At 70.1% G+C, this 24,616-nt stretch carries 21 protein-coding genes, 1 rRNA gene, 3 pseudogenes and 1 riboswitch; of the genes and pseudogenes, 16 read left to right on the top strand and 9 right to left on the bottom strand.

The features are described 5' to 3' along the window. Window positions 1-27 precede the first annotated feature (27 nt). The 11 genes from rrf (at window position 28) to GQF42_RS09425 (ending at window position 10,502) form a co-directional block, all read left to right on the top strand. Window positions 28-144: ribosomal RNA gene (gene rrf / locus GQF42_RS09475) — 5S ribosomal RNA — on the top strand. A gap of 107 nt (window positions 145-251) precedes the next feature. After that, the gene (locus GQF42_RS09470) at window positions 252-860 is read left to right on the top strand and encodes a CDP-alcohol phosphatidyltransferase family protein (RefSeq protein WP_158919199.1); all 609 of its coding nucleotides are present in this window, start codon (window positions 252-254) and stop codon (window positions 858-860) included. Between the two features lie 114 nt (window positions 861-974). Then, complete coding sequence (locus GQF42_RS09465; RefSeq protein WP_158919198.1) at window positions 975-3,470, top strand: mannose-1-phosphate guanyltransferase; 2,496 nt, start codon at window positions 975-977, stop codon at window positions 3,468-3,470. A gap of 131 nt (window positions 3,471-3,601) precedes the next feature. Next, on the top strand, window positions 3,602-4,510 hold the full coding sequence (locus tag GQF42_RS09460) for a DUF881 domain-containing protein (protein WP_233273309.1): 909 nt from the start codon (window positions 3,602-3,604) through the stop codon (window positions 4,508-4,510). Beyond that, window positions 4,507-4,839 (top strand): small basic family protein, encoded by a 333-nt coding sequence (locus tag GQF42_RS09455; protein WP_031174261.1) that lies wholly within the window; start codon window positions 4,507-4,509, stop codon window positions 4,837-4,839. Before GQF42_RS09460 ends, GQF42_RS09455 begins: the two co-directional genes overlap by 4 nt. 5 nt (window positions 4,840-4,844) lie before the next feature. Then, complete coding sequence (locus GQF42_RS09450) at window positions 4,845-5,681, top strand: DUF881 domain-containing protein (protein WP_158919196.1); 837 nt, start codon at window positions 4,845-4,847, stop codon at window positions 5,679-5,681. 190 nt (window positions 5,682-5,871) lie between these two features. Continuing rightward, window positions 5,872-6,705, top strand: a complete 834-nt coding sequence (locus tag GQF42_RS09445; RefSeq protein WP_199272625.1) for an FHA domain-containing protein — start codon at window positions 5,872-5,874, stop codon at window positions 6,703-6,705. 43 nt (window positions 6,706-6,748) lie between these two features. Beyond that, entirely contained in the window at window positions 6,749-7,486 is a 738-nt protein-coding gene (gene ftsR / locus GQF42_RS09440; RefSeq protein ID WP_158919195.1) for a transcriptional regulator FtsR, read from the top strand. 85 nt (window positions 7,487-7,571) lie between these two features. Next, the gene (locus GQF42_RS09435; protein ID WP_026253112.1) at window positions 7,572-8,045 is read left to right on the top strand and encodes a bifunctional nuclease family protein; all 474 of its coding nucleotides are present in this window, start codon (window positions 7,572-7,574) and stop codon (window positions 8,043-8,045) included. 263 nt (window positions 8,046-8,308) lie between these two features. Further along, window positions 8,309-8,992, top strand: coding sequence for a MerR family transcriptional regulator (locus tag GQF42_RS09430; RefSeq protein WP_158919194.1), 684 nt, complete (start codon window positions 8,309-8,311; stop codon window positions 8,990-8,992). A 58-nt stretch (window positions 8,993-9,050) separates the two neighbouring features. Continuing rightward, entirely contained in the window at window positions 9,051-10,502 is a 1,452-nt protein-coding gene (locus tag GQF42_RS09425) for a DNA polymerase IV (RefSeq protein WP_158919193.1), read from the top strand. Here GQF42_RS09425 and GQF42_RS09420 read toward each other — a convergent pair. Next, window positions 10,424-10,795, bottom strand: a complete 372-nt coding sequence (locus GQF42_RS09420) for a PRC-barrel domain-containing protein (protein WP_199272624.1) — start codon at window positions 10,793-10,795, stop codon at window positions 10,424-10,426. The genes GQF42_RS09425 and GQF42_RS09420 overlap by 79 nt on opposite strands. Before the next feature lie 119 nt (window positions 10,796-10,914). After that, window positions 10,915-11,009: riboswitch (glycine riboswitch) on the top strand. 170 nt (window positions 11,010-11,179) lie between these two features. Between GQF42_RS09420 and gcvP the strand changes: the two genes are divergently transcribed. Beyond that, a complete protein-coding gene (gene gcvP / locus GQF42_RS09415) occupies window positions 11,180-14,065 on the top strand; it encodes an aminomethyl-transferring glycine dehydrogenase (RefSeq protein ID WP_158919192.1) in 2,886 nt (961 codons plus the stop codon). 63 nt (window positions 14,066-14,128) lie between these two features. Here the strand turns inward: gcvP and GQF42_RS09410 are convergent. The 4 genes and pseudogenes from GQF42_RS09410 to modA form a co-directional block, all read right to left on the bottom strand. Further along, a pseudogene (locus GQF42_RS09410) lies at window positions 14,129-14,553 on the bottom strand (TOBE domain-containing protein). 28 nt (window positions 14,554-14,581) lie between these two features. Continuing rightward, a complete protein-coding gene (locus GQF42_RS09405; RefSeq protein ID WP_158919191.1) occupies window positions 14,582-15,667 on the bottom strand; it encodes an ABC transporter ATP-binding protein in 1,086 nt (361 codons plus the stop codon). A gap of 41 nt (window positions 15,668-15,708) precedes the next feature. Continuing rightward, entirely contained in the window at window positions 15,709-16,572 is an 864-nt protein-coding gene (gene modB / locus GQF42_RS09400) for a molybdate ABC transporter permease subunit (protein ID WP_158919190.1), read from the bottom strand. Continuing rightward, entirely contained in the window at window positions 16,569-17,396 is an 828-nt protein-coding gene (gene modA, locus GQF42_RS09395) for a molybdate ABC transporter substrate-binding protein (protein ID WP_158919189.1), read from the bottom strand. Before modA ends, modB begins: the two co-directional genes overlap by 4 nt. Window positions 17,397-17,603: 207 nt before the next feature. On the opposite strand from modA, the gene GQF42_RS09390 reads away from it, so the two are divergent. After that, window positions 17,604-18,092, top strand: a complete 489-nt coding sequence (locus tag GQF42_RS09390) for a molybdopterin-dependent oxidoreductase (RefSeq protein WP_158919188.1) — start codon at window positions 17,604-17,606, stop codon at window positions 18,090-18,092. Between the two features lie 510 nt (window positions 18,093-18,602). Here the strand turns inward: GQF42_RS09390 and GQF42_RS09385 are convergent. Beyond that, complete coding sequence (locus tag GQF42_RS09385; protein WP_158919187.1) at window positions 18,603-18,998, bottom strand: TOBE domain-containing protein; 396 nt, start codon at window positions 18,996-18,998, stop codon at window positions 18,603-18,605. A 135-nt stretch (window positions 18,999-19,133) separates the two neighbouring features. On the opposite strand from GQF42_RS09385, the gene GQF42_RS09380 reads away from it, so the two are divergent. Beyond that, on the top strand, window positions 19,134-19,724 hold the full coding sequence (locus GQF42_RS09380) for a DUF1707 SHOCT-like domain-containing protein (RefSeq protein WP_158919186.1): 591 nt from the start codon (window positions 19,134-19,136) through the stop codon (window positions 19,722-19,724). 40 nt (window positions 19,725-19,764) lie between these two features. Here GQF42_RS09380 and GQF42_RS09375 read toward each other — a convergent pair whose 3' ends face one another. Both GQF42_RS09375 and GQF42_RS09370 read right to left on the bottom strand, forming a co-directional pair. After that, on the bottom strand, window positions 19,765-21,720 hold the full coding sequence (locus GQF42_RS09375) for an APC family permease (protein ID WP_158919185.1): 1,956 nt from the start codon (window positions 21,718-21,720) through the stop codon (window positions 19,765-19,767). Between the two features lie 479 nt (window positions 21,721-22,199). Then, window positions 22,200-22,730, bottom strand: a complete 531-nt coding sequence (locus GQF42_RS09370) for a universal stress protein (RefSeq protein ID WP_158919184.1) — start codon at window positions 22,728-22,730, stop codon at window positions 22,200-22,202. Between the two features lie 481 nt (window positions 22,731-23,211). Here GQF42_RS09370 and GQF42_RS44875 point away from each other — a divergent pair. Both GQF42_RS44875 and GQF42_RS47660 read left to right on the top strand, forming a co-directional pair. Further along, window positions 23,212-23,475: pseudogene (locus tag GQF42_RS44875) on the top strand (ABC transporter substrate-binding protein); the annotation flags it as partial. A gap of 18 nt (window positions 23,476-23,493) precedes the next feature. After that, window positions 23,494-23,963: pseudogene (locus tag GQF42_RS47660) on the top strand (carbohydrate ABC transporter permease); the annotation flags it as partial. A gap of 174 nt (window positions 23,964-24,137) precedes the next feature. On the opposite strand, the gene GQF42_RS09360 reads toward GQF42_RS47660, so the two are convergent. Beyond that, window positions 24,138-24,344: a DUF5999 family protein gene (locus tag GQF42_RS09360; RefSeq protein WP_158919183.1), complete on the bottom strand. Its 207-nt coding sequence runs from the start codon at window positions 24,342-24,344 to the stop codon at window positions 24,138-24,140. Window positions 24,345-24,616: the final 272 nt, after the last annotated feature.

Below are 24,616 nucleotides of genomic sequence, written 5' to 3'. Positions count from 1 at the left end.
TGGCATGGTTCGACAGTTTCATAGTGTTTCGGTGGTCATAGCGTGAGGGAAACGCCCGGTTACATTCCGAACCCGGAAGCTAAGCCTCACAGCGCCGATGGTACTGCAGGGGGGACCCTGTGGGAGAGTAGGACGCCGCCGAACTCCTTTTAAAGCTCCGGCTCTTGGGCACTGCCCAGGGGCCGGAGCTTTTTTGCGTTGAGGTAGGGTCAGGGGGCATCGTTGGCTCATTTTATTCAGGAGGCCCCCGGGTGGAGGTCCAGGAGACCCGTGTCCAGACGGACCGGGTCCTCACCATCCCCAACATCCTCAGTATGGCGCGGCTCGTCGGCGTACCCCTCTTCCTGTGGCTGATCCTCAGGCCTGAGTTCGGGGGTCCCAAGAGCGATGGCTGGGCTCTCCTCGTGCTGGCCTTCAGCGGGGTCAGTGACTATCTCGACGGCAAGCTCGCCCGGCGCTGGAATCAGATCAGCAGCCTCGGCCGGCTTCTCGACCCCGCTGCCGACCGGCTCTATGTGCTTTCCACACTGGCCGGTCTCACCTGGCGGGACATCCTGCCGATCTGGCTGACCGCTCTGCTGCTGGCGAGGGAACTGGTTCTCCTGGTGATGGTGGGCATCCTCCGCCGGCACGGGTATCCGCCGCCGCAGGTGAACTTCCTCGGGAAGGCGGCTACCTTCAACCTGATGTACGCCTTCCCGCTGCTGCTCCTCAGTGACGGAACTGGTTGGATCGCGTCACTCGCTGCTATTTTCGGATGGGCGTTCGCCGGATGGGGTACAACGCTCTACTGGTGGGCAGGAGTGCTCTACGTGGTACAGGTCCGCCGTTTGGTGCGAGCGGACGCCACGGCCGATTGAGCTCGACGGTTGTTCTGACGTCATGCCTCGATGGCCCGCTGTCGAAAAGTGCGGGACAATCAGGACGGGTGAAGTCGGCTGGACCGTCGTCTCTTGGAGGAGGACGCTTCCGACATGAAGGCCGTCGTGATGGCCGGAGGCGAAGGCACACGCCTACGCCCCATGACCTCTAGCATGCCCAAGCCGCTCCTGCCCGTGGCCAATCGCCCGATCATGGAGCACGTGCTACGGCTGCTCAAAAGGCACGGGCTCACCGAGACCGTAGTCACCGTGCAGTTCCTGGCATCGCTCGTCAAGAACTACTTCGGCGACGGCGAAGAGCTCGGAATGGAACTCACCTATGCCAATGAGGAGAAGCCACTCGGTACCGCCGGAAGCGTCAAGAACGCCGAAGAGGCGTTGAAGGACGATGCCTTCCTCGTCATCTCCGGTGATGCCCTGACCGACTTCGACCTCACCGAGCTGATCAATTTCCACAAGGAGAAGGGCGCGCTGGTCACGGTCTGTCTGACCCGGGTGCCCAATCCGCTGGAGTTCGGCATCACCATCGTCGACGAAGAAGGCAAGGTCGAACGCTTCCTGGAGAAGCCGACCTGGGGTCAGGTCTTCTCCGACACGGTCAACACGGGCATCTATGTCATGGAGCCCGAGGTTTTCGGCTACGTCGAGCCCGATGTTCCGGTCGACTGGTCCGGGGACGTCTTTCCGCAGCTGATGAAGGAAGGCAAGCCGATCTACGGCTATGTCGCCGAAGGCTACTGGGAGGACGTCGGCACGCACGAGAGTTATGTGAAGGCCCAGGCCGACGTGCTCGAAGGCAAGGTGAACGTCGACATCGACGGTTTCGAGATCTCGCCAGGTGTCTGGGTGGCGGAAGGCGCCGAGGTGCATCCCGACGCCGTACTGCGCGGGCCGTTGTACATCGGCGACTACGCGAAGGTGGAGGCCGGCGCGGAGATCCGTGAGCACACCGTCATCGGATCGAATGTCGTCGTCAAGAGCGGCGCCTTTCTGCACAAGGCCGTCGTGCACGACAACGTATATGTCGGCCAGCACAGCAATCTGCGTGGCTGCGTCGTCGGGAAGAACACCGACATCATGCGCGCCGCCCGTATCGAGGACGGCGCGGTCATCGGCGACGAGTGCCTGATCGGTGAGGAATCGATTGTTCAGGGCAATGTCCGCGTCTATCCGTTCAAGACCATCGAGGCCGGTGCCTTCGTCAACACCTCGGTCATCTGGGAGTCCAGAGGCCAGGCCCAGTTGTTCGGCGCCCGTGGCGTGTCCGGCATCCTGAACGTCGAGATCACGCCCGAGCTGGCAGTACGGCTCGCCGGAGCCTATGCGACCACCCTGAAGAAGGGCTCCACCGTCACCACCGCCCGCGACCACTCCCGGGGCGCCCGTGCGCTCAAGCGGGCGGTCATCTCCGCGTTGCAGGCCAGCGCCATCGACGTACGCGACCTGGAGAACGTGCCACTGCCCGTGGCCCGCCAGCAGACCGCGCGCGGCAGCGCCGGAGGCATCATGATCCGGACCTCGCCGGGCGTGCCGGACTCGGTCGACATCATGTTCTTCGACGGGCAGGGCGCCGACCTCTCGCAGGGCGGGCAGCGCAAGCTGGACCGGGTGTTCGCGCGGCAGGAGTACCGGCGGGCGTTCCCCGGCGAGATCGGGGACCTGTACTTCCCGTCCAGCGTCTTCGACTCGTACACCGGATCGCTGCTGCGGAACGTCGACACCACCGGGATCGCAGAGTCGGGCCTGAAGGTCGTCGTCGACGCCTCCAACGGCAGCGCCGGGCTGGTGCTGCCCAGCCTGCTGGGCAAGCTCGGCGTGGACTCGCTGACCATCAACCCCGGTCTGGACGAGTCACGGCCCACGGAGACGGCCGAGATGCGGCGCAACGGCCTGGTCCGGCTGGGCGAGATAGTGGCTTCCTCCGGTGCTGCCTTCGGCGTGCGGTTCGACCCGGTCGGCGAGCGTCTCTCGCTCGTGGACGAGAAGGGCCGGATCATCGAGGACGACCGGGCCCTGCTCGTGATGCTCGACCTGGTGGCCGCGGAACGGCGCAGCGGGCGAGTGGCGCTGCCCGTGACCACGACCCGGATCGCCGAGCAGGTGGCCGCGTATCACGGCACCCAGGTCGAGTGGACGACCACCTCGCCGGACGACCTCACGCGCGTGGGGCGTGAGGAAGGGACCATCTTCGGTGGCGACGGCAAGGGCGGGTTCATCGTCCCCGAGTTCAGTGGCGTCTACGACGGTACAGCGGCCTTCGTACGGCTGATCGGGCTCGTGGCCAGGACGCAGCTCACGCTCAGCCAGATCGACGCACGGATCCCACGGGCGCACGTCCTGAAGCGGGACCTGGCCACACCATGGGCCGTCAAGGGCCTGGTCATGCGGCGGGTGGTCGAGGCGGCTGGAGATCGCTTTGTCGACACGACGGACGGTGTGCGGGTCGTGGAGACGGACGGGCGCTGGGTGATGGTGCTGCCCGACCCGGCCGAGGCGGTCACCCATCTGTGGGCCGAGGGGCCCGACGACGCCTCCGCGCAGGCCCTGCTGGACGAGTGGTCGGCCGTGGTGGACAGCGCTGGACGGTGACGGGCCGCACAGCGACCACCGGGTGAACCCACGCACACGTGCGTGCCGGACAAGTGTCCCCAAGGGGGCCTGTCCGGCACGTCGGTGGGGCCATTCGGAGGTATGGCCCGCGACATGCGACGATGTGCGGCATGCCGCAGCAACCCCCCGTTCGGACCAGCCCTACGCGGGCGCAGCGCCCGGACGCCTCCATGTCGTTGATCACCAACGTCATGGATCACAGCCTCGACGACGGGTACGCCGAGGCCGCCGCCCGGAAGAAGTCCCAGGGCGAGGGTGGGTTGCCCAAGACGCTGAGGGCGAAGCTGGGCCTGGCGGGCGGCCTTGTCCTCGCGGCCCTGGTCGTGACCCTGGGCGCGGCACAGGCGCGGGTGGCGGCGCCCGTGGTGGCCAAGGAGCGTCAGGAGCTGATCGACCGGGTCGACAGCGAGACGGCGAGCGCGGACAAGCTGGAAGGCACCGTCGACAAGCTGCGCGACGACGTCAGTGCGCGCCAGCGGGCGGCGCTGAAGTCGAGCGGCGGCAGCGACCAGGCGGATCTGGTGGGCATCCTGGCAGGTGCCACCGATGTGCACGGCCCGGGCGTCAAGCTCGTCGTGAACGACGCCAAAGAGGCCAGCTCCGGCGGTGACGGGACCAATCCGCGGGAGACCTCGGGCTTCTCCGACAACGGCCGGGTGCGCGACCGCGACATGCAACGCGTGGTGAACGGGCTGTGGGCCTCCGGGGCCGAGGCCGTGTCGATCAACGGCCAGCGGCTGACGGCGCTGTCCGCGATCAGGGCCGCGGGAGACGCGATACTGGTCGACAACAGGCCGCTGGTGCCGCCGTACACGGTGCTGGCGGTGGGGGACGGGCAGAAACTGAGCACCGGGTTCCAGAACGGCGCCGACGGGCTGTATCTGCACGCCCTGGAGGAGAACTTCGGCATCCGCGCCACCATTTCGACCGAGGGCGACGTACGGTTGCCCGCCGCACCGAGTGTGATCGTCCGTACCGCACAGCCGAGTACCGAGAAGACTGAGAAGGGCACATCGTGATCGCCGTACTGGGCCTCGTCGTGGGAGTCGTGGCCGGCCTGTTGGTCCGGCCCGAGGTTCCGGCGGTGGTGGAGCCTTATCTGCCGATCGCCGTCGTCGCGGCGCTGGACGCCGTCTTCGGCGGTGTGCGGGCCATGCTCGACGGGATCTTCGACGACAAGGTCTTCGTGGTGTCGTTCCTGTCGAACGTGGTCGTCGCCGCCCTGATCGTGTTCCTGGGCGACAAGCTGGGTGTGGGTGCTCAGCTGTCCACGGGTGTCGTGGTGGTCCTGGGTATCCGGATCTTCTCCAACGCCGCGGCGATCCGGCGTCACGTGTTCCGGGCGTGACACCCATGAGCGAACAGAACGAGCAGCCGGAGAACAGGCTGCGCAGGGAGCTGCCGGCCGAGGTGCCGCCCGTGGGCCCCGAGCCCGGGGAGACGTCCGGTGAGAAGCCCGGAGAACCGCTGACCGGCCGGCAGCGGTTGGTCAAGGGCCTGTGGCCGCCGCGGTTCACCCGGGCCCAACTCATCGTGGCGGTACTGCTGTTCGGCCTCGGATTCGGTCTGGCCGTGCAGGTGGCCTCCAACAGTGACACCGACAGCGCGTTGCGCGGCGCGCGGCAAGAAGATCTTGTGCGCATCCTCGATGAACTGGATTCGCGTACTCAGCGTCTTGAGGACGAGAAGCAGGGACTCGAGAAGCAGCGGTCGGAACTGCAGAGCAGCTCCGACCAGGCCGCGGAGGCCCGCAAGCAGACGGCCGAGAAGGAGAGGCAACTCGGCATTCTGGCGGGCACCGTGGCGGCGCAGGGTCCCGGCATCACGATGACGGTCGCGGACACGAAGGGGACGGTCAAGGCGGACATGCTGCTCGACGCGGTCCAGGAGTTGCGTGCGGCCGGCGCCGAGGCGATCCAGCTCAACGGGGTGCGGGTGGTCGCGAACACCTACTTCTCGGATTCAGGCAACGGTGTGAGCGTCGACGGGAACAAGATCAATGCTCCGTACCGTTTCCAGGTCATCGGCAAGCCGGAGGATCTGGAGCCGGCGCTGAACATTCCGGGAGGAGTGGTGCAGACCCTGGAGAAGGAGCAGGCCACGGTGACGGTCGAGCGCTCGGGCAAGATCGTCGTGGATGCCTTGCGACAGGCGAAGCAGCCTGACTACGCTCGGTCGTCCTCCCAGTGAACCGGCGGTGCATGGCGGACGTCCGGCGAGGGCATGAGGTTGCGGGGGGTCGACGCACCGAAGAGGTGGTGCGTGGTGGAAACTGTTTGGTGGATACGGACGTTGTGAGAATGTCCGGCTCGGCCGGTGTAGGCAATCAGGGTTCGTCCTGCCCCACGGGCGGGTCTGTTTCGGTCAAGGGGAATCGCCCGTGAAGTTGTTTGCGAAGTTGTTCGGCAAGAGCGCGCGCGAGGGCAGCGGCAACGCGACCGCTCGCCATCGCGCCCAGCCCGACGCGGAGGGTCAGCGCCCGCTGTTCCGGGACCAGGTCGGTGGTCCGGGCGGTGACATTTCCGGAGGTCAGGGCGGGGCGTCGGTTGACCCTGCCCAGTCCGGCGGCATAGGTTTCGGCCAACCGTCGACCTCAGGTGCGGGTGGAGGTTTTGCCTCCGGTCCGTACGCGTCCAACGCCCCCGCGGGGCAGCCGCGGCAGGAGGATCCGTCCATGTCGGTCCTGGTGTGTACGAGGTGCGGTAACCGCAACGCGGAAAACGCCCGCTTCTGTTCCAACTGCGGTGCGCCGTTGCGCCCCGGAGTGGCGCCGGAGCGTGCCTCCGAGACGACGTCCACGATCTCCATCTCCGGTATCGAGGCCTACGACGCCGAGGTGACCGGTCAGACGCAGATGCCGATGCTGTCGCCCGAGGCTCAGGCCGCGGTGGACGCGCTGCCGCTGGGCTCGGCCCTGCTGGTGGTGCGCCGCGGACCGAATTCGGGCAGCCGCTTCCTGCTGGACGGCGACCTGACGACGGCCGGCCGGCATCCGCAGAGCGACATCTTCCTCGACGACGTGACGGTCTCGCGTCGGCACGTGGAGTTCCGCCGCTCCCCGGACGGCTCGTTCACCGTGGCCGACGTGGGCAGCCTGAACGGCACGTACGTCAACCGGGAGCCGATCGACCAGGTCGCGCTGCAGAACGGCGACGAGGTGCAGATCGGCAAGTACCGGCTGGTGTTCTACGCGAGCCGGCAGCAGGGCATCTGACCCACCCCCGGACCGTTGTCCGGGGGGACCCCAGGGAAGGTCCATGCTTCAAACACCGAGCGGCGGTGCCGGAAGCGGTACCGCCGCCAGGGACAGTGGGCTGATGAGCATCGGCGCGGTGCTGAACGCGCTGCGCGACGAGTTCCCCGAAGTCACCATCTCCAAGATCCGCTTCCTGGAGTCGGAGGGGCTGATCGAGCCGCAGCGGACCCCTTCGGGGTACCGCAAGTTCAGCGCCGGGGACGTCGAGCGCCTGGCGCACGTGCTGAGGATGCAGCGGGACCACTATCTGCCGCTCAAGGTGATCCGTGAGCACCTGGACGCCATGGAGCGGGGAGAAGCCGTCCAGCTGCCCGTCGTCGGCCGTCAGCGCACCCATGAGGATCTTCGGGAGCCGCCGTCGGCGCCCACGGTCGCCAGGGTCGGCAGGGCCGAGCTGCTGGCGGCGGCGGACGTCGACGAGGGCGAGCTGAAGGAGTGGGAGTCGTACGGGCTCATCGCTCCCCTGGCGGACGGGGCGTATGAAGCCGAGGCGGTCACCGTGGCCGCGCTGATCGCCGAACTGGGGCGGTTCGGGATCGAGCCACGCCACCTTCGGGTGATGAAGGCAGCCGCCGACCGCGAGGCCGGACTGGTCGACCAGGTGGTGGCCCCGCTAAAGCGCCACCGCAACCCGCAGACCAGGGCGCTTGCCGAGGCCCGTACGAAGGAGCTGGCGGCGCTCACCGTGAAGCTGCACGCGGCTCTCGTGAAGACGGCTCTCGGGGTGCGGCTGCCCTGAAAGCCGGGGTCCGCGGGGGTCCGGATCGGGCACCTGTTCCCGGCCCGACTACCCAAACGTCCCGGGCACGGCCTAGGGTTGCTGTGTGAACGAGCTCGATGTCGTAGGTGTCCGGGTCGAAATGCCCTCCAACCAACCGATCGTGCTCCTGCGCGAAGTGGGGGGCGACCGTTACCTCCCCATCTGGATCGGGCCGGGGGAGGCGACGGCGATCGCCTTCGCCCAGCAGGGTATGGCCCCCGCCCGGCCGCTGACGCACGACCTGTTCAAGGACGTGCTGGAGGCCGTCGGCCAGGAGCTGACCGAAGTACGCATCACCGACCTGCGGGAAGGTGTCTTCTACGCGGAGCTGGTGTTCGCCAGCGGGGTCGAGGTCAGTGCCCGCCCCTCCGACGCCATAGCGCTGGCCCTGCGCACCGGAACGCCGATCTACGGCAGCGACACGGTGCTGGACGACGCGGGGATCGCGATTCCGGACGAGCAGGAGGACGAGGTGGAGAAGTTCCGCGAGTTCCTCGACCAGATCTCGCCCGAGGACTTCGGCACCAGCAGCCAGTGAGCGCGACCGGCCGGTGACCGCACACGGCCGGTGAGCGGGGGGCGGTCACGGGCTCGTGCGGGCGGTGGGGCCGGGCATGTGCCACCGGCCAATGAGAGCGTCCTACGGCTCCCCGCGAGCGCATTCGGCTAGCCTTTCCCCGCGGTGGGCACACGAAACCACTCCTAGGGTGATTATCACTCGGCGTGCCGAGTGTGGCGATCGTTGACGCACCCCTGGTGACTGCCTACCGTCGAGAAGGCAGGTCAAGGACGGAGGTCGGCGTGAGAACGAGCGGCGACGGTACGGCTGGGGGTGCCCCCGGACGCGGTTTCGGGGAGAGCGGTCCGTACCCTCCCCCTGGCTCTCAGCTGCGTTCGAGCGGGGGGTACCCCCCACCGAGCAGAGCGGTCGATCACGCTCCGCAGCGGCCGACGGTGGTGCCGAACGGCGGAGGGGCGGCGTCCATGACGTCCGAACAGATCGGCTACCGAGGTCCCACGGCCTGTGCGGCCGCGGGCATCACCTACCGGCAGCTCGACTACTGGGCGCGCACCGGTCTGGTCGAGCCGAGCGTGCGGCCCGCCCACGGGTCGGGCACCCAGCGGCTGTACAGCTTCCGGGACGTGGTCGTCCTGAAGATCGTGAAGCGGTTCCTGGACACCGGTGTCTCGTTGCAGAACATCCGCACGACCGTCCAGCACCTCAGAGAACGCGGTTTCCGCGACCTGGAGCGGATGACCCTCATGAGCGACGGTGCCACGGTCTACGAGTGCACCTCCCCGGACGAGGTCCACGCCCTGCTCCAGGGCGGTCAGGGTGTCTTCGGCATCGCCGTCGGCGTGGTGTGGCGGGACGTGGAAAGCGCCCTCTCCCAGCTGCACGGCGAACGCATCGACACGGGCGAGACCCTCGTCGGGCACAACCCCTCGGACGAGCTGGCCCGCCGCCGCAACCGGGCGGTCTGACCGCCGGCCGCTCTCTGGCACCACGGCATTGTCAGTGCCGTGGTGCAGCATCGGAGTTGTGAGACACGCGCCGACCATCCTCCATCTCGACATGGATGCCTTCTACGCCTCGGTGGAGCAGGCATCCAAGCCGAGCCTGCGTGGCAAGGCGGTCGTCGTGGGCGGGCTCGGGCCGCGCGGGGTGGTGGCCACCGCGTCGTACGAGGCACGGGTCTTCGGGGTGCACTCGGCGATGCCCATGGGCCAGGCTCGCCGGCTGGCTCCCAACGCCGCGTATCTGGTGCCGCGCTTCGGGCTGTACCGGGCCATCAGCGAGCAGGTGATGGCCCTGCTGCGGGAGCTGTCGCCGCTGGTGGAGCCGCTCAGCCTGGACGAGGCGTTCGTGGACCTGGAGGCCGGCGGCACGGCCTGGGACGAGGAGTCGGCGCACCAGGCCGGGATCAGGCTGCGGGCGGACATCCTGGCGGTCACCGGGCTCACCGGGTCGGTGGGGCTCGCCGCCTCCAAGATGCTCGCGAAGATCGCCTCCGAGCGCGCCAAGCCCGACGGCCTGGTGATCATCGAACCGGGGACCGAGCGGGCGCTGCTGGGGCCGTTGACGGTGCGGACCCTGCCCGGGGTCGGCCCGGCCACTGGGGACCACCTGCGCAGGGCCGGGATCACCACGGTCGAGGAGCTGGCCGAGGCAGGTGAGGACGAGCTGGTGCGGCTGCTCGGCAAGGCGCACGGGCACGCGCTCTACGCCATGGCGCTGGCCCGGGACGAGCGGCCCGTGGTGGCTGAGCGCGAGGCGAAGTCGGTGTCGGTCGAGGACACCTACGACGTGGACATCCACGACCGGCTGCGGATCGGCCTGGAGGTGCAGCGGCTCGCCGACCGGTGTGTACGGCGGCTGCGCGACGCAGGGCTGTCCGGGCGGACCATCGTGCTGAAGGTGCGCCGGTACGACTTCTCGACACTGACCCGTTCCGAGACGCTCAGGGGGCCCACGGACGACCCGGCGGTCGTGCGGGAGGCCGCCGCGCGGCTGCTGGAGTCCGTGGACACCACGGGTGGGGTACGGCTGCTCGGGGTGGGTGTCTCGGGGCTCGCCGACTACACCCAGGAGGACCTGTTCGCGCAGGCGCTGCCCTCGCGTGAGGCGGAAACGCCTCAGGAGTCCATGGCCGAGGCCGTCGTGGAGCGGCCGGATCCGGTCGAACGCCACTGGCGCGCAGGGCAGGACGTCAGACACGCGGAGCACGGGCACGGGTGGGTGCAGGGGAGCGGGCTGGGACGCGTCACCGTGCGGTTCGAGACACCGCAGTCCCCTCCCGGGCGCGTGCGGACGTTCTCCGTCGAGGATCCCGCGCTGGAGCCCGCGGATCCGTTGCCACTGGTTTCGGCCCCTTCCCGCCGGCCCGCCCGGAGCCAGGTGGGGGACCGACCGGATCAGGCCTCCTCCGACCCGGCCAGCTTGCCGAAGTCGTGGTCCGGCACCGACGGGGGCGAGGCCGTGTCGAGGCCGTAGTGGTGGTAGAGCTGGAGTTCCTGTTCGGGGGAGAGATGGCGGCCCACACCGAAGTCCGGGGCGTCCTTGATGAGGGCGCGGTCGAAGGGGACGTGGAGGGTGCCCTCGACGAGTTCGCTCGGCTCCAGCGGGACGAACGCGTCGCGCGAGAACAGGCCGGTGCGTATGGCCGCCCACTCGGGTATGCCGGTCGCGTCGTCCAGGTACACCTCGTCGACTGTGCCGATCTTGGTGCCGTTGCGGTCGAACGCCTTGCGGCCGATCAGGTTGCGCGGATCGATGTCGGTCTGCACGGTCCCTCTCCCTCCACGTGGTCGCAACTCATCCGTAAGCACTACAAAAGAGCAGATTCCCGGAGGCGGCCACTCGAGGGCTCAGGCGTTGACCTCGCTGGTAACCTGATTTCGGCTGCTGAACCCGTGCGGGAGAGTCCTCCGACGACCTCGGAGGCGCCGAAGGAGCAAATCCTCCCCGGAATCTCTCAGGCTCACGTACCGCACGGACGAGGTCACTCTGGAAAGCAGGGCGGGTGTCTACGGTGTCCGCCCTCACCGACGGTGAAAGCCGGGGCGTGTCCCGGTGAAGCTCTCAGGTTGAGATGACAGAGGGGGAGGCCGTCGGGGTACCCGCGCCGTGGGTGCCCCTCGAAGGTCGCGTCAGACCAGGAGGCCTCCGCAATGACCGCCCAACGCATTCCGCTCTCCGACCTCGAGGCGGGCATCCCGTTCGAGCAGCGCCATATCGGACCCGACCAGGAGGCGCGGGCCAAGATGCTCGCGCAGGTCGGCTACGGCTCGCTGGACGAGCTGACCGCCGCCGCGGTCCCGGACGTGATCAAGAACGCGGACGCCCTCGATCTGCCGGGCGCCCGCACCGAGGCCGAGGTGCTCGCCGAGCTGCGCTCGCTCGCCGACCGCAACCAGGTTCTCGGCTCGATGATCGGGCTGGGGTACTACGGGACGTTCACGCCGCCGGTCATCCTGCGCAACGTGATGGAGAACCCGGCCTGGTACACGGCGTACACGCCGTACCAGCCGGAGATCTCTCAAGGCCGGCTCGAGGCCCTGCTGAACTTCCAGACGACGGTTGCCGAACTGACGGGCCTGCCCACCTCGGGTGCCTCCCTGCTCGACGAGGGCACCGCCGCCGCCGAGGCGATGGCGCTGTCCCGGCGCATGGGCAGGAACAAGAAGGGCCTGTTCCTGGTCGACGCGGACGCGCTGCCGCAGACCGTCGCGGTCATCGAGACGCGCGCCGAGCCGACCGGGGCCGAGGTCGTCGTCGCCGACCTCAGCGAGGGCATCCCGGCGGACATAGCCGCACGCGAGATCAACGGCGTGCTGATCCAGTACCCGGGCGCCTCCGGTGCCGTACGCGACATCAAGCCGGTCATCGACCAGGCGCACGAGCTGGGTGCCCTGGTCACCGTCGCCGCCGACCTGCTCGCGCTGACCCTGCTGACCTCGCCGGGCGAGCTGGGCGCGGACATCGCCGTCGGCACCACCCAGCGTTTCGGCGTCCCCATGGGCTTCGGCGGCCCGCACGCCGGCTACATGGCCGTGCACGAGAAGTTCGCCCGCAGCCTGCCCGGCCGGCTCGTCGGGGTCTCCGTCGACGCCGACGGGCACAAGGCCTACCGGCTCGCGCTGCAGACCCGTGAGCAGCACATCCGCCGGGAGAAGGCCACCAGCAACATCTGTACCGCGCAGGTGCTGCTCGCCGTGATGGCCGGCATGTACGCCGTCTACCACGGGCCGGAGGGGCTCCAGGTCATCGCCCGGCGCACGCACCGCTACGCCACGATCCTCGCCGAGGGTCTGCGGGCGGGCGGCGTGGAGATCGTCCACGGGGCCTTCTTCGACACCGTCACCGCGCGCGTGCCCGGCAAGGCCGCCGAGGTCGTCGCCGCCGCGCGGGACAACGGCGTCAACCTGTACCCCGTCGACGCCGACCACGTCTCGATCGCCTGTGACGAGACCACCAACCGGGCCCAGCTGGGCGCGGTCTTCGCCGCCTTCGGCGTGACGGGCGACATGGAGGCGCTGGACGCGAGCGCTGTGGACGCCCTGCCCGAGGCCCTGCTGCGCACCGACGCCTACCTCACGCACCCGGTCTTCCACCAGCACCGCTCCGAGACCGCGATGCTGCGCTACCTGCGCAAGCTGGCCGACCGCGACTACGCGCTCGACCGCGGCATGATCCCGCTGGGCTCCTGCACCATGAAGCTCAACGCGACCACCGAGATGGAGCCCGTCACCTGGCCCGAGTTCGGCCAGCTGCACCCCTTCGTCCCGGCCGAGCAGGCGCAGGGCTACCTCACGCTCATCCGCGAGCTGGAGGAGCGTCTCGCCGAGGTCACCGGCTACGACAAGGTCTCCCTCCAGCCCAACGCCGGTTCCCAGGGCGAGCTGGCCGGTCTGCTCGCCGTACGCGGCTACCACAGGGCCAACGGCGACGACCAGCGCACCGTCTGCCTGATCCCGTCCTCCGCGCACGGCACCAACGCGGCCAGCGCCGTGATGGCCGGCATGAAGGTGGTCGTCGTCAGGACCGCCGAGGACGGCGAGATCGACGTCGAGGACCTGCGGGCGAAGATCGAGCAGTACCGCGACGAGCTGGCGGTGCTGATGATCACCTACCCGTCGACGCACGGTGTGTTCGAGGAGCACGTCGCCGACATCTGCGCCCGGGTGCACGAGGCGGGCGGCCAGGTGTACGTCGACGGCGCCAACCTCAACGCGCTGGTCGGACTCGCCAAGCCGGGCCACTTCGGCGGCGACGTCTCGCACCTGAACCTGCACAAGACCTTCTGCATCCCGCACGGCGGCGGCGGTCCCGGCGTCGGTCCGGTCGCGGTCCGTGCGCACCTCGCGCCGTACCTGCCGAACCACCCGCTGCAGCCCGCGGCGGGCCCGGAGACGGGCGTGGGCCCGATCTCGGCCGCTCCCTGGGGCTCCGCGGGCATCCTGCCCATCTCCTGGGCGTACGTCCGCCTGATGGGCGGCGAGGGCCTCAAGCGGGCCACGCAGGTGGCCGTGCTCTCGGCGAACTACATCGCCAAGCGCCTGGAGCCGCACTATCCCGTGCTCTACACGGGTCCGGGCGGCCTGGTCGCGCACGAGTGCATCATCGACCTGCGTCCGCTGACCAAGGCGACCGGCGTGAGCGTGGACGACGTGGCCAAGCGCCTGATCGACTACGGCTTCCACGCGCCGACCATGTCCTTCCCGGTGGCCGGCACGCTGATGATCGAGCCGACCGAGTCGGAGGACATCACCGAGCTGGACCGGTTCTGCGACGCGATGATCGCCATCCGCGCGGAGATCGAGAAGGTCGGCTCGGGCGAGTGGCCCGCGGAGGACAACCCGCTGCGGGGCGCCCCGCACACCGCCGCCGCGCTCGGCGGTGAGTGGACGCACGCGTACAGCCGCGAGCAGGCCGTCTTCCCGGCCGGTGTCTCGGCCGCCGACAAGTACTGGCCGCCGGTGCGCCGTATCGACCAGGCCTTCGGCGACCGCAACCTGGTGTGCTCCTGCCCGCCGCTGGACGCGTACGAGGACTGAGCGAACGGTGACGTCGAGGGCTCCGTCCGGATCTGCGGGCGGGGCCCTCGACGTCGTACGGTCTCAGGCCGTCGCCAGCGACACCTCGGTCGCCTTGATCAGGGCGACCACGTCGGACCCCACGAAGAGGCCGAGGTCGGCGACCGCGTCCTTGGTGATGGCCGCGGTCAGTTCGGCGCCGTCGACGGTGATCTTCACGGAGGCCATGACGGCGCCGGTCCTGAGGCCGGTGACCGCGCCCGGAAGCTGGTTGCGGATCGACAGGCCCTTGATCCGGCTGGTGGCGAGGGAGACCTCGGTCGACTTCACCAGGGCGCGGACGGCCGAGCCGGGGGCGAGGGCCAGGTCCTCGGCGGACTCCTTGGTGATGGCCGCCATGAGGTGCTGACCGCCGTCCAGCCGGACCTTGACCGTGGCCATGGCCTCGCCGGACCGGACCGGACCTCGGTGACCGTGCCGGGCAGCTGATTGCGGATGCTCAGAGTCATGGGCAACCACGCTAGGGTGCCCGTCCGATCATGCCGGGTATGCGTGGGTCTGCGTCGCCTTGACCGTCGCCCAGACAGCTGCGCCCGGGTGCAGGTCCAGCTCGGCGGCGGCCACCGTGGTGAGGTCGGCGGCGAGCGGGAGTTCGCCGGTCAGGACGGCACGGATCTGGTCGCCGTGCGTCTCCAGGCCCTCGACCTCGCAGCGCCACAGGTTCCGGGCGCTGGCGCCGGTCGGCCGGTCCCGGAACAGGGTGACGGCGGCGGGCGGGAAGGCCACGAAGACCGGTCCGGACAGGTCCTCCGTGGTGGTGATGGAGGGCCCGGCGTCGAGCCGTACCGTGTGCCCGTCCGCCTGCCCCCGGTAGAGGTTGAGGCCGACGAGCTGGGCGATGTAGTCGGTGCGGGGGTGGCGGGCGATGTCGGAGGGGGCGCCCTCCTGCACGACCCGGCCGTGCTCCACGACCACCAGCCGGTCCGCGAGCACCATGGCGTCCAGCGGGTCGTGCGTGACGAGGACGGCGACCGCCTCGAACTCCGCGAGATGGCGGCGGAGCTGGGCCCGGACCTCCAGGCGGGTACGGGCGTCCAGGGCGGCCAGCGGTTCGTCCAGGAGCAGCAGCCGGGGACGGGTCGCCAGGGCCCGGGCGAGGGCCACCCGCTGCGCCTGCCCGCCGGACAGCCGACGCGGCTTGGCGTGGGCGTGGTCGGCCAGGCCCATGCGGTCCAGCCACGCCGCGGCCCGCTCCCGGGCCTCGGCCCTGGACGCGCCCTGGCAGCGCGGCCCGAAGGCCACGTTGTCGAGGGCGGACAGGTGCGGGAAGAGCAGGTAGTCCTGGAAGACCACACCGACCGGGCGGGACTCCGGGGCAGTGCGCTCCAGTGAGGCGCCGTCCAGGCGCAGGTGGCCGTCGGTGAGCGGGACCAGACCGGCGAGCGCGCGCAGGGCGGTGGTCTTGCCTGCGCCGTTGGGACCGAGCAGCGCGACGACGTCTCCGGGGGCCGCCGTCAGGCTCACGTCCAGCCGGAAGGGGCCGCGGTCGACGACGAGCCGGGCGTCGAGTCCCTCGTCGCCCGCTCTCTTCACGTCGGCTTCGGGGGCGTCGATGTCGGTCATGGGTCCGTACGTTCGCACACGCTCCGGGGTGGCTGCCACGGTCAGGCTCCCGTCATCCAGCGGTCCCGCAGCCCCGCCAGCACCGCGATCGACACGGCGAGCAGGACCAGGCTGAGGGAGATCGCGGCATCGGGATCGTTCTGCAGGGCGAGGTAGACCGCGAGGGGCATGGTCTGGGTGCGGCCGGGGAAGTTGCCCGCGAAGGTGATCGTGGCGCCGAACTCGCCGAGCGCGCGGGCCCAGGCGAGGACCGAGCCCGCGGCGATACCGGGTGCGATCAGCGGCAGGGTGACCCGGCGGAACGCGGTGAAGCGGGACGCGCCGAGCGTGGCCGCCGCCTCCTCGAAGCGCGGGTCGGCCGCGCGCAGCGTGCCCTCGACGCTGATGACCAGGAACGGCATCGCGACGAACGCCTCCGCGATCACGACACCGGTGGTCGTGAACGGCAGCGTGATCCCGAACCAGGCGTCCAGCCACTTGCCGACGACCCCGTTGCGGCCGAGGGCCAGCAGCAGGGCCACACCGCCGACCACCGGCGGCAGTACCAGGGGCAGCGTCACCAGGGCCCGCAGGAACCTTCGCCCGGGGAAGTCCGTACGGGCCAGTAGCCAGGCCAGCGGCACGCCCAGGACGAGGCTCACGGCCGTCGCCGCGGTCGCGCTGACCAGCGACAACTGGAGCGCCTGCCACACCTCGGTGCTGGACAGCTGGTCCGGCAGGCTGCGCCAGGGCGCCCGGACGATCAGTGCGAGCAGCGGCAGCAGCAGGAACACCAGCGCCACCAGGGCGGGCAGCAGCAGCGGCACGGGTGGCACCCCGTGCCGGCCCCCCGTGCCGACGCGGCGACGCCGCGGCCGGTCCGTGCGGGGACCGGCCGCGGCGCCGGGCTTGTCGAGCGAGGTCACGGCTTGAGGAACCCGGCCTGGCTCAGCACCTTCTGGCCCTCGGCGGACTGCACGAGAGCGATGAACGCCTTGGCGCCCGCGGCGTTCGGCGCGTTCTTCAGCAGGACGATCGGGTAGTCGTTGATCGCCTGGGCGGACTCGGGGAACTCCACGCCCTGCACCTTGCTGCCGGCGGCGTGCACGTCGGTCTTGTAGACCACCGAGGCGTCGGCCTCCTTCAGCTCCACCTTGTTCAGCGCGGACTTGACGTCCTGCTCGTAGGAGACCGGGGTGAGCTTGAGGTGGCTCGCGTCCAGGGCCTTCTGCGCGGCGGCGCCGCACGGCACGGTCCTGTCGCACAGCACGACCTTCAGGCCGGACTTGGTGAGGTCCTTCAACGAGGAGACCTTGCCGGGGTTGCCCGGCAGGGTGGCGATCTCCAGCTGGTTGCGGACGAAGGTGGCCGGGGTGCCGACGGCGTCCTTCTTGCCCGTCACGATCGCCATGGTCTTGGGGCTGGCGGCGGCGAACACGTCCGCCGGGGCACCACCGGTGATGCTCGCGGCGAGGGTGTCGCTGCCGCCGAAGTTGAAGTTGACCTTGGTGCCCGGGTGCTGCTGCTCGAACTCCTTGCCCAGGGTCTGGAAGCTCTCCTTCAGGGAGGCCGCCGCGAACACCGTGATGTTGCCGGAGATCTTGGGGGAGGCGGAGCTGGAGGTGTCCGGCTTGTCCGACGAGTCCGACGACTTCGACGAGGAGGAGCAGGCGCTCAGGGCCAGCAGGGCGGCGGCTCCCGCGCCGGCCACCTGCAGCATCCGCCGGGTCCGGCGCACGGAACGGGTCATCACTGTTTCTACTCCTCGCGTTCTGCGGAACGAGTGTCGCGCCCTGCCACGGCCCGGGGAATCGGCCGTGCGGCGATGATACTGCCGCATCTGCCAGGTCTAAGTCTCCTGTCGCATCGCATGAGCTGTGAAGTTGTGAGTTGTGGCTCGCATGTGCGTTTGTACGGTGAGGTCGTGCGGGTACCGTCCTGCGGGAGGTGGTCGCAGATGACGCTCGCGCAACTCACCCTGACCGGCGATGTGGCCCGGCCCGCCCGGCTGACCGTCCCGGAGCTGCTTCGCTGGCCGCAGCACCGGGCGCACGTCAGTTTCGAGTGCGCGACCAGCGGCATCCAGCAGCACCGCTTCGCCGGACCGCGCCTGTACGACGTCCTCGCCGACGCCGGACCCGGCTTCGACCCGGTGCGGCGCAAGGACCGGCTGCGCTTCCTCATCGCCGTCGCCGGCGCCGACGGCCACCACGCGGTGCTGTCCTGGGCCGAGATCGACCCGGACTTCGCCGACGCCCCCGTCCTGCTGGGCGTGAGCATCGACGACACCCCGCTGGACGCGGCCGGGCCCCAGCTGGTCCTTCCGCAGGACCGCTGCGGGGCCCGGCACATCAGCGGGATCACCGCGATCCGGGTCGACGGCGGTTACCCCTGTGGCACTCAAGCTCCCGCCGCACCCGGTCACGCGGCAGCGGCACCCCGGTGAACCGCTCGCCCGTCGCGACCCGCAGGGCGTAGGCCAAGGCCGGGAGACCTGGCTGACGAACCTCCCGCTCGCCGGCTAGGCGCCGAGCGGGCCGATCCCGTCCGAGGCCTGTATGAAGTGCACCCCGGTGCGCGGCACGTCGGCCTACTGCGGGAGCCGGCAGCGTCGGAAGGCGGCCCTGTCGGGCGCGCGGTTGTGCCGTGCCGTGCCGGGGCGCAGGGGCGCGGGCGGTGTCGTGCCGACGGCCGTCGGGCGGTTGCCGGACGGTTTGCCTTCACGGTGGTGTCCGGCGCACAGGACGGCTGGGCGGACGAGGTGTGGCCGACCGGCCCCCGGCAGCGCGCCAGTGGTCGTGCCGCACGGTGGCACCGGCGCACCCGTGGCGGAGCCCGGAGGACTCGTCGGCGCGCTGGAGATCTTGCTCGCCGTCGGCGACGGCTCCTGGGTGTGTACGGCGCAGGCGCTGCATCTGAACGTCCACACCGTGCACCGCCCGGTGCTCGGCTCAGGTCAGACGCGGTCGATGTGCACGTTGGTGGATTTCACGCGCGCGGTGGCCTCCATGCCGACCTCCAGGCCCAGTTCCTCGACGGCTTCCCGCGTCAGCAGCGAGACCAGCCGGTGCGGGCCCGCCTGGATCTCCACCTGGGCGGCGACGTCCCCGAGCTTGATCCCCGTGACGATGCCGGGAAAGGCGTTGCGGACCGAGGTGTAGGAGGCGTCCTCCTCCCCGTCGGCCGTCTTGGCCAGTTCGACCGAGAACGCGGCGAGGTCCCGCCCGTCGATGAGCCGCCGCCCGGCCTCGTCGCGATGGGTGGCCATCCGGCCCGCGTCGGCCCAGCGGCGGGCGGTGTCCGGGCTCACGCCGAGCAGCCGTGCCGCCTGGCCGATCGTGTAGGACTGCATGCCGGTCACGATAGGGCCAGTTCCCGGGAACCGTGGACGGGGGGTTGGCCGTTGGGTATAACGCGATATAGCGTTTGTTCTCGAGGGTGGATCCCTGCGAGGACGTTCCGAAACTGGTTGAAACGGGGTGAGGGGATGGCGGCCGAGATGGTGGAGTCGGACATGCCGTCGGGTCAGCGTGCCTCGCACGCGGACCGGGACCGGGTGGTGGAGGTGCTGGCCGCCGCCGCGGGCGACGGGCGGCTGACCGCGCAGGAGCTGGACGAGCGGGTGGCGGCCGCGCTGTCCGCCCGTACCCACGGGCAACTGGCGGTGCTCACGGCCGACCTGCCCGACGAGCCCGGTGCGGCGCCGGTGTCGGTGGCCAAGGGCGTCGTCCGGATCGAGCAGCAGTACGCCTCGACCACCCGCGAGGGCCGCTGGGTCGTACCGCGCCGGCTGGAGATCGAGTGCGCCTGGGGGAACCTGACCCTGGACTTCTCCGACGCCGTGATCACTCACGACACACTCGACATCGACCTGGACATGTGCGGTGGCGTTCTGCGCCTGATCACCCGGCCCGGCATGACCGTCGACGCCGGCTCCCTGTCGCTGGGGCACAGCGCGACCAGGATCCGTCCGGCCCGTGGGCCCGAGGCGCCGGTCGTGCTCCGGGCCGAGATACGGGGGCAGCTCAGCATGGGGAAGCTGGACGTACGGCCGCCGAGGCGGTGGTTCGGGAGGTAGGGCGCGTGGCGCCCTGTCCCACCCGGCTCGTCCCCGGTCCTCAGCCCGTGTGCACGCGCGGTCGGCGTTCCCGGTTCGGCTCCGCCTCGCGCAGTACCTCTCGGGTGACCGGGGCGACCTCGCCCTGCCCGAAGAGGAAGAAGCGCAGGAAGTTGGCGAAGGGATTGCCCTCGGTCCACTCGAAGTAGATGTGCGGGGTGCAGCCCGTCATGTCGCGGGCGTTGAGCAGCAGTGCGGCCAGGGCGTTCGGGATGGACGCGGACTCCAGGGTGAGCACCCTGTAGCGGCCGTGCAGTACCTCGCCGCGCACGGTCAGGCCGGCCTCGAACTCGGAGGGGTCGGTGACGGTGACCTCGACGAAGACGAAGTCCTCCTGCTCGGGCATGTCGTTGTCGGCGCGGATCTGCTCGATCTTGTCGCGGTACTCGGCCTTGTCGCGGTGGCCGGGCTCGTTGGCGATGAACCGGATCTTGCGGCTGGCCATGTCCCGGATGAATCGTTCCGCCAGCGGATCGAACGTCACGCTGGTGACGCGCAGCTCGAAGGCGCGGGCCAGTCGGGAGAGCAGCGAGACCAGGATGATGCCGACGATGAAGCAGGCACCGATCTTCACACCGTCGGGCCGCTCGATGACGTTCACGACGGTCGTGTACACGAACACCGCCGCGATCACGCCGAACCCGATGCTCCACTTGCGCTGCCCGGCCTTGCGTGCCGCGATGGTGACCGCGATCGCCGCGGAGGTGATGAGCACCAGCACACCGGTGGCGTAGGCGCCGCCCTGCGCGTCGACGTTGGCATCGAAGAGCCAGGTGACCAGGAAGGCGATGAGCGTGAAGACTATGACCATCGGGCGCACCGCGCGGGCCCAGTGCGGGGCCATGCCGTAGCGGGGCAGATAGCGCGGCATCAGGTTGAGCAGACCGGCCATGGCGGAGGCGCCGGCGAACCACAGGATCGCGATGGTCGAGACGTCGTAGACCGTGCCGAAGGCGTTGCCGAGGTACTCGTGGGCGAGGTAGGCGAGCGCGCGTCCGTTGGCCGGACCGCCGGTCTTGAACGCCTTCTCCGGGATGAGCAGCGTGGTGATGAAGCTGGAGGTGATCAGGAAACCGCTCATGATCAGCGCGGCCGTGGTCAGCAGCTTCTTGGTGTCGCGGATCCGGCCGGTCGGCTTCTCCTCGGTGTCGTCCGGGTCACCCTCGACGTGCGGCATGACGGCGACGCCGGTCTCGAAGCCGGAGAGGCCCAGCGCGAGTTTGGGGAAGACGATCAGCGCCAGGCCGATCATGACGAAGATGTTGCCGTGCTGCGCGGTCAGCGCGCTCGACCAGTCGGTGATGACATGGCCCGCGGTGATCACGTGGTAGAGGCCGACGATCACGACGACGACGTTCAGCGCGAGGTAGACACCGACCAGCGCGGTCGCGACACCGATCGCCTCGAGGAAGCCCTTGAGGAACACCGCGCCCAGCAGTGCCACCAGGATCAGGGTGATCACCATCTGCTTGCCCTGCAGGAAGTCGCTCAGATGCGGGTTCTCCACCAGGTGGGTGGAGGCATCGGCGGCCGAGAGGGTGATGGTGATCAGGAAGTCGGTGGCGGCGAAGCCCAGCAGCGTGAGCACGAAGAGCTTGCCCTGCCAGAAGGACAGCAGCCGCTCCAGCATGGCGATCGAACCTTCGCCGTGCGGGCTCTCCTCGGCGACCCGGCGGTACACCGGAAGTGCGCCGGCCAGGGTGACGATGACGAGGACGATGGTCGCGATCGGCCCCAGCAGTCCGGCGGCGAGAGCGGCGATGCCCGGCTGGTAGCCGAGGGTGGAGAAGTAGTCGACACCGGTCAGGCACATCACGCGCCACCAGCGCTGGCCCTTGTGCGCAGGCTCCGGTTCGGCTTCGGAGGCCGCCTGACCGCCGTGCTTGCCCATGTCGGACAGCCCCTCCAGCATCCAGGCGCGCAATCGACTGGAAGGAGGGTGTTCGGTTGTCGCCATCGGCGTGCTCCTGTGTGCGGCTCAGCTCTTTATCCGGCCATCACGCGGACGGCCGCACCAGCGTATGCGGAGAGTGACGTCGGGGCCCATGGATCCGGGCTCGGAGGGCGTCAAGCTTGCGTTAAGAATGGCCTGCGGGTAGGCGCGTCGCATCAAGAGGCGGACCAGGTGCTGTGACCTGGAGCACTGCGGACCGGACGATGTGTCGAGCCGGACCGTACCGCAACCGAGTGTCATCGCGACACGGCGTACTGACGGCCATGTGGCGCTTCCTTGACGCGCCCACAGCGGGCGACGGCGGTCTGCGACCTCGGCGCGCGAACACCGTGCGTGACCGCGACGGCCTCGGCCCGGGCTCCCTCGGGCAGGTGTACCCGACGTCGTCGGGCCACCGCTCTCGCGGGCACCGCAGGTCGTGCCGTCGTCATGGGCGCGCGACGGGAAGCGGTTCCCGCGGGCGCTCGCCGACCGGCCCGCTGTCACAGGCGCCGGAGGTCCATGCGCAGATGCCATGTGTTCCGCCGGTGGACGGACAGCAGTTCGGACTCGAGCGGGGACGGGGGCACGGCGAGGACCGGGCAGACCGCGTGGGCCATGCAGTGCCGGCAGACCCGGCCGGAGAAGGCGCGGTGCAGTCCGCGCCGTCCCGCGCCCACGACCAGCACGTCGTTCTCGCGGTCGGCGGTGGCCACGAGCGCGGGGCCCGGGGCGCCGCGGACGACGACGGCGTGTACCGGTATGCCGGGGCTGTACCCGTCGAAGATCTCGTCGAGGAGGGCTGTCAGCCGCTGTCCGGCCAGCCGCTGCCACTGCTCGACCGGCACGCCGGCGTCGGGGGAGCGGCGCGCGGCCAGGTCACCGCCCGGCGGCTCCCAGGCCAGCACCGCCCACAGCTCGGTCCCCAGACGGCGGGCCAGTGAGGTGGCCCGCCGCAGGGCCGTGACGCTGCCCAGGGAGCCGCTCACACCGACCACCACCCGAGCCACCGCCGAGGTGTCGTAACCGGACATCGCTCCACCGTTCCTCGCGTCCTGGCGGGCGACGCCGGGGTGACGCGCGGGGACGTGCCCGCCTGCAAGGCCCTTGCTTCCTTCCATCCCACCCCCGCGCGGGCGATTCGACCAGCCGGGCGGGCTGTGTCCTCCCGGCGGCCGACCGCTGTGCCGTTCGCCTTCCCGTGTACCCGGGGTGATCGGCTTGGCGCAGCCGGGCCGATCTGCTCGTCCGCCCTGAGGATGCGGCGCCGGATTCGAAACTTTCGATCCGGGTGCTCTTCCGGAGCCGTGACCTGGTGCATGGGCGTCGGATCGGCAACGTCCTCGACCGGTCGGGCCGGTTGACGCCGCCGGACGCCGTACCGGCCCCCGGGCGGGAGCTGCGCGCTGTGCACCGGATCGGCGACGGGCGCTGCCTCCTGCTCGCCAGGGACGGGACCGCGCCGGGCCACGGCGGCCGGCCGCCCGGGCCCGCTCACCGCGCGGCCCCAGGCTCTCCGGCAAGGGGATCGGCGTGAACCTCGGCTCCTTCCCGTTCCCCGGGGTCGAGGGCGGCGCCGGGAAGATCACCGAGGTGTTCGGCGGGGGCGGCGGACACGCCCTGCGCAAGGGCGCCCCGCAGGCGGCCGTGGACTTCCTCGAGTTCTTCGCCGGCGAGACCACCGACCGGGAACTGGTGCAGAAGACCGGTGTGCTGCCGGTCGTCCCGGGGGCCGAGAGCGTCCTGACCGACACCGACCTCAAGGCCGTACAGGCCAGGGGGATCCCGTGTTCCTCCTGGCGGCTGGTCGGCAACAGCACGTTGATCGCGGTCGGTACGACCGTCATCGTCGTCGCGGCCTCCGCGCTCGCCGCGTTCTCCTTCGCGCGGTTCGCCTTCCGCGGCCGGGAGCTGCTGTTCACGCTGTTCATCACGGGGCTGATGTTCCCGAGAAGCCGCGCAGGATGATGATGGTCATCGGCAGCCCGAACGCGGCCTGCGGCAGGATCACGCCCAGCGGGTTGTCCAGCAGTCCCGTCGAACGCAGCAGCAGGAACAGCGGCAGCGCGGCCACCGCGAATGTTCACCGACAACACCTGGTGGACGATTCCCGATCGGCGTGCAGCAGTTCCAGGGGCAGTACTCCCGCGGACACGGCCCGCATCTTCGCCCACCTCGTGCTCGCGATGGTCCTCGCCCCAGCCTTCTGCTCCGGCGCCGAACGCCGGCTCGTCGGCGGGCTCACCGCCGGTGCCACCAAGGGCTGAGCGCACCACCCCGAGACCGGGGCCCGCCCGGCCGTGCGCCGGTGTGCAGGCGGCACGCCCGGAGGCGCTGCGCCGCCGCCCGGCTACGCCCTGTAGCCACCCCTCGGCACGCATCGGGGCCGGTGCGCACAGGACATGTGCGTACCGGCCCCTCGGGCCGTTCGCGCGCTCCGCTCAGGCCGCGGTCACCACATGCTCCGCACCCAGCGGGCGGTGCGGAGCGATGACCCGGCCGTCGGGCAGCAGCTCACCGGTGTCCTCGAAGAGCAGGACGCCGTTGCACAGCAGACTCCAGCCCTGCTCCGGGTGGTGCGCCACAAGACGGGCGGACTCCCGGTCGGCGGACTCGGCTGGCGGACACGGCGGCTGGTGCTGGCACATGGGAGGGATCTTTCGCTCTGTCGTGGTCATGGCCGTCCCCCGTGGTGATAAGTCGGTCGGAACCCAGTGTTGCCCTCTCGGCGTCATTCCGCAGGGATTTCGCAGCACCGCTTCTCACAGGTTCATGACGCATCACCCGGCTGGACGGTTCAGTCCAAGTGCACTGTCCCTTTGGGTGGTTCGCAGTGGCCGGATGGGGCTAGTCCATGCAGGCCAGGCCCTCTGACGTGGGTGTGCCCCGCCACCCTCGAGGGCGGCGGGGCACGCGGGTG

The sequence above is a fragment of the Streptomyces broussonetiae genome (assembly GCF_009796285.1).
GTDB classification, from domain to species: Bacteria; Actinomycetota; Actinomycetes; order Streptomycetales; family Streptomycetaceae; genus Streptomyces; species Streptomyces broussonetiae.
Note: the sequence above shows the minus strand (reverse complement) of the source record. Positions and strands in the feature narration are given on the sequence as shown.

Coding starts and splice junctions, on each gene's coding strand:
- ftsR (WP_158919195.1), top strand. CDS start 6,749: ATGCTTCAAACACCGAGCGGCGGTGCCGGAAGCGGTACCGCCGCCAGG.
- GQF42_RS09450 (WP_158919196.1), top strand. CDS start 4,845: ATGAGCGAACAGAACGAGCAGCCGGAGAACAGGCTGCGCAGGGAGCTG.
- GQF42_RS09375 (WP_158919185.1), bottom strand. CDS start 21,720: ATGGCGACAACCGAACACCCTCCTTCCAGTCGATTGCGCGCCTGGATG.
- GQF42_RS09460 (WP_233273309.1), top strand. CDS start 3,602: ATGCCGCAGCAACCCCCCGTTCGGACCAGCCCTACGCGGGCGCAGCGC.
- GQF42_RS09465 (WP_158919198.1), top strand. CDS start 975: ATGAAGGCCGTCGTGATGGCCGGAGGCGAAGGCACACGCCTACGCCCC.
- gcvP (WP_158919192.1), top strand. CDS start 11,180: ATGACCGCCCAACGCATTCCGCTCTCCGACCTCGAGGCGGGCATCCCG.
- GQF42_RS09370 (WP_158919184.1), bottom strand. CDS start 22,730: ATGTCCGGTTACGACACCTCGGCGGTGGCTCGGGTGGTGGTCGGTGTG.
- GQF42_RS09405 (WP_158919191.1), bottom strand. CDS start 15,667: ATGACCGACATCGACGCCCCCGAAGCCGACGTGAAGAGAGCGGGCGAC.
- GQF42_RS09380 (WP_158919186.1), top strand. CDS start 19,134: ATGGCGGCCGAGATGGTGGAGTCGGACATGCCGTCGGGTCAGCGTGCC.
- GQF42_RS09385 (WP_158919187.1), bottom strand. CDS start 18,998: ATGCAGTCCTACACGATCGGCCAGGCGGCACGGCTGCTCGGCGTGAGC.
- modA (WP_158919189.1), bottom strand. CDS start 17,396: ATGACCCGTTCCGTGCGCCGGACCCGGCGGATGCTGCAGGTGGCCGGC.
- GQF42_RS09390 (WP_158919188.1), top strand. CDS start 17,604: ATGACGCTCGCGCAACTCACCCTGACCGGCGATGTGGCCCGGCCCGCC.
- GQF42_RS09360 (WP_158919183.1), bottom strand. CDS start 24,344: ATGTGCCAGCACCAGCCGCCGTGTCCGCCAGCCGAGTCCGCCGACCGG.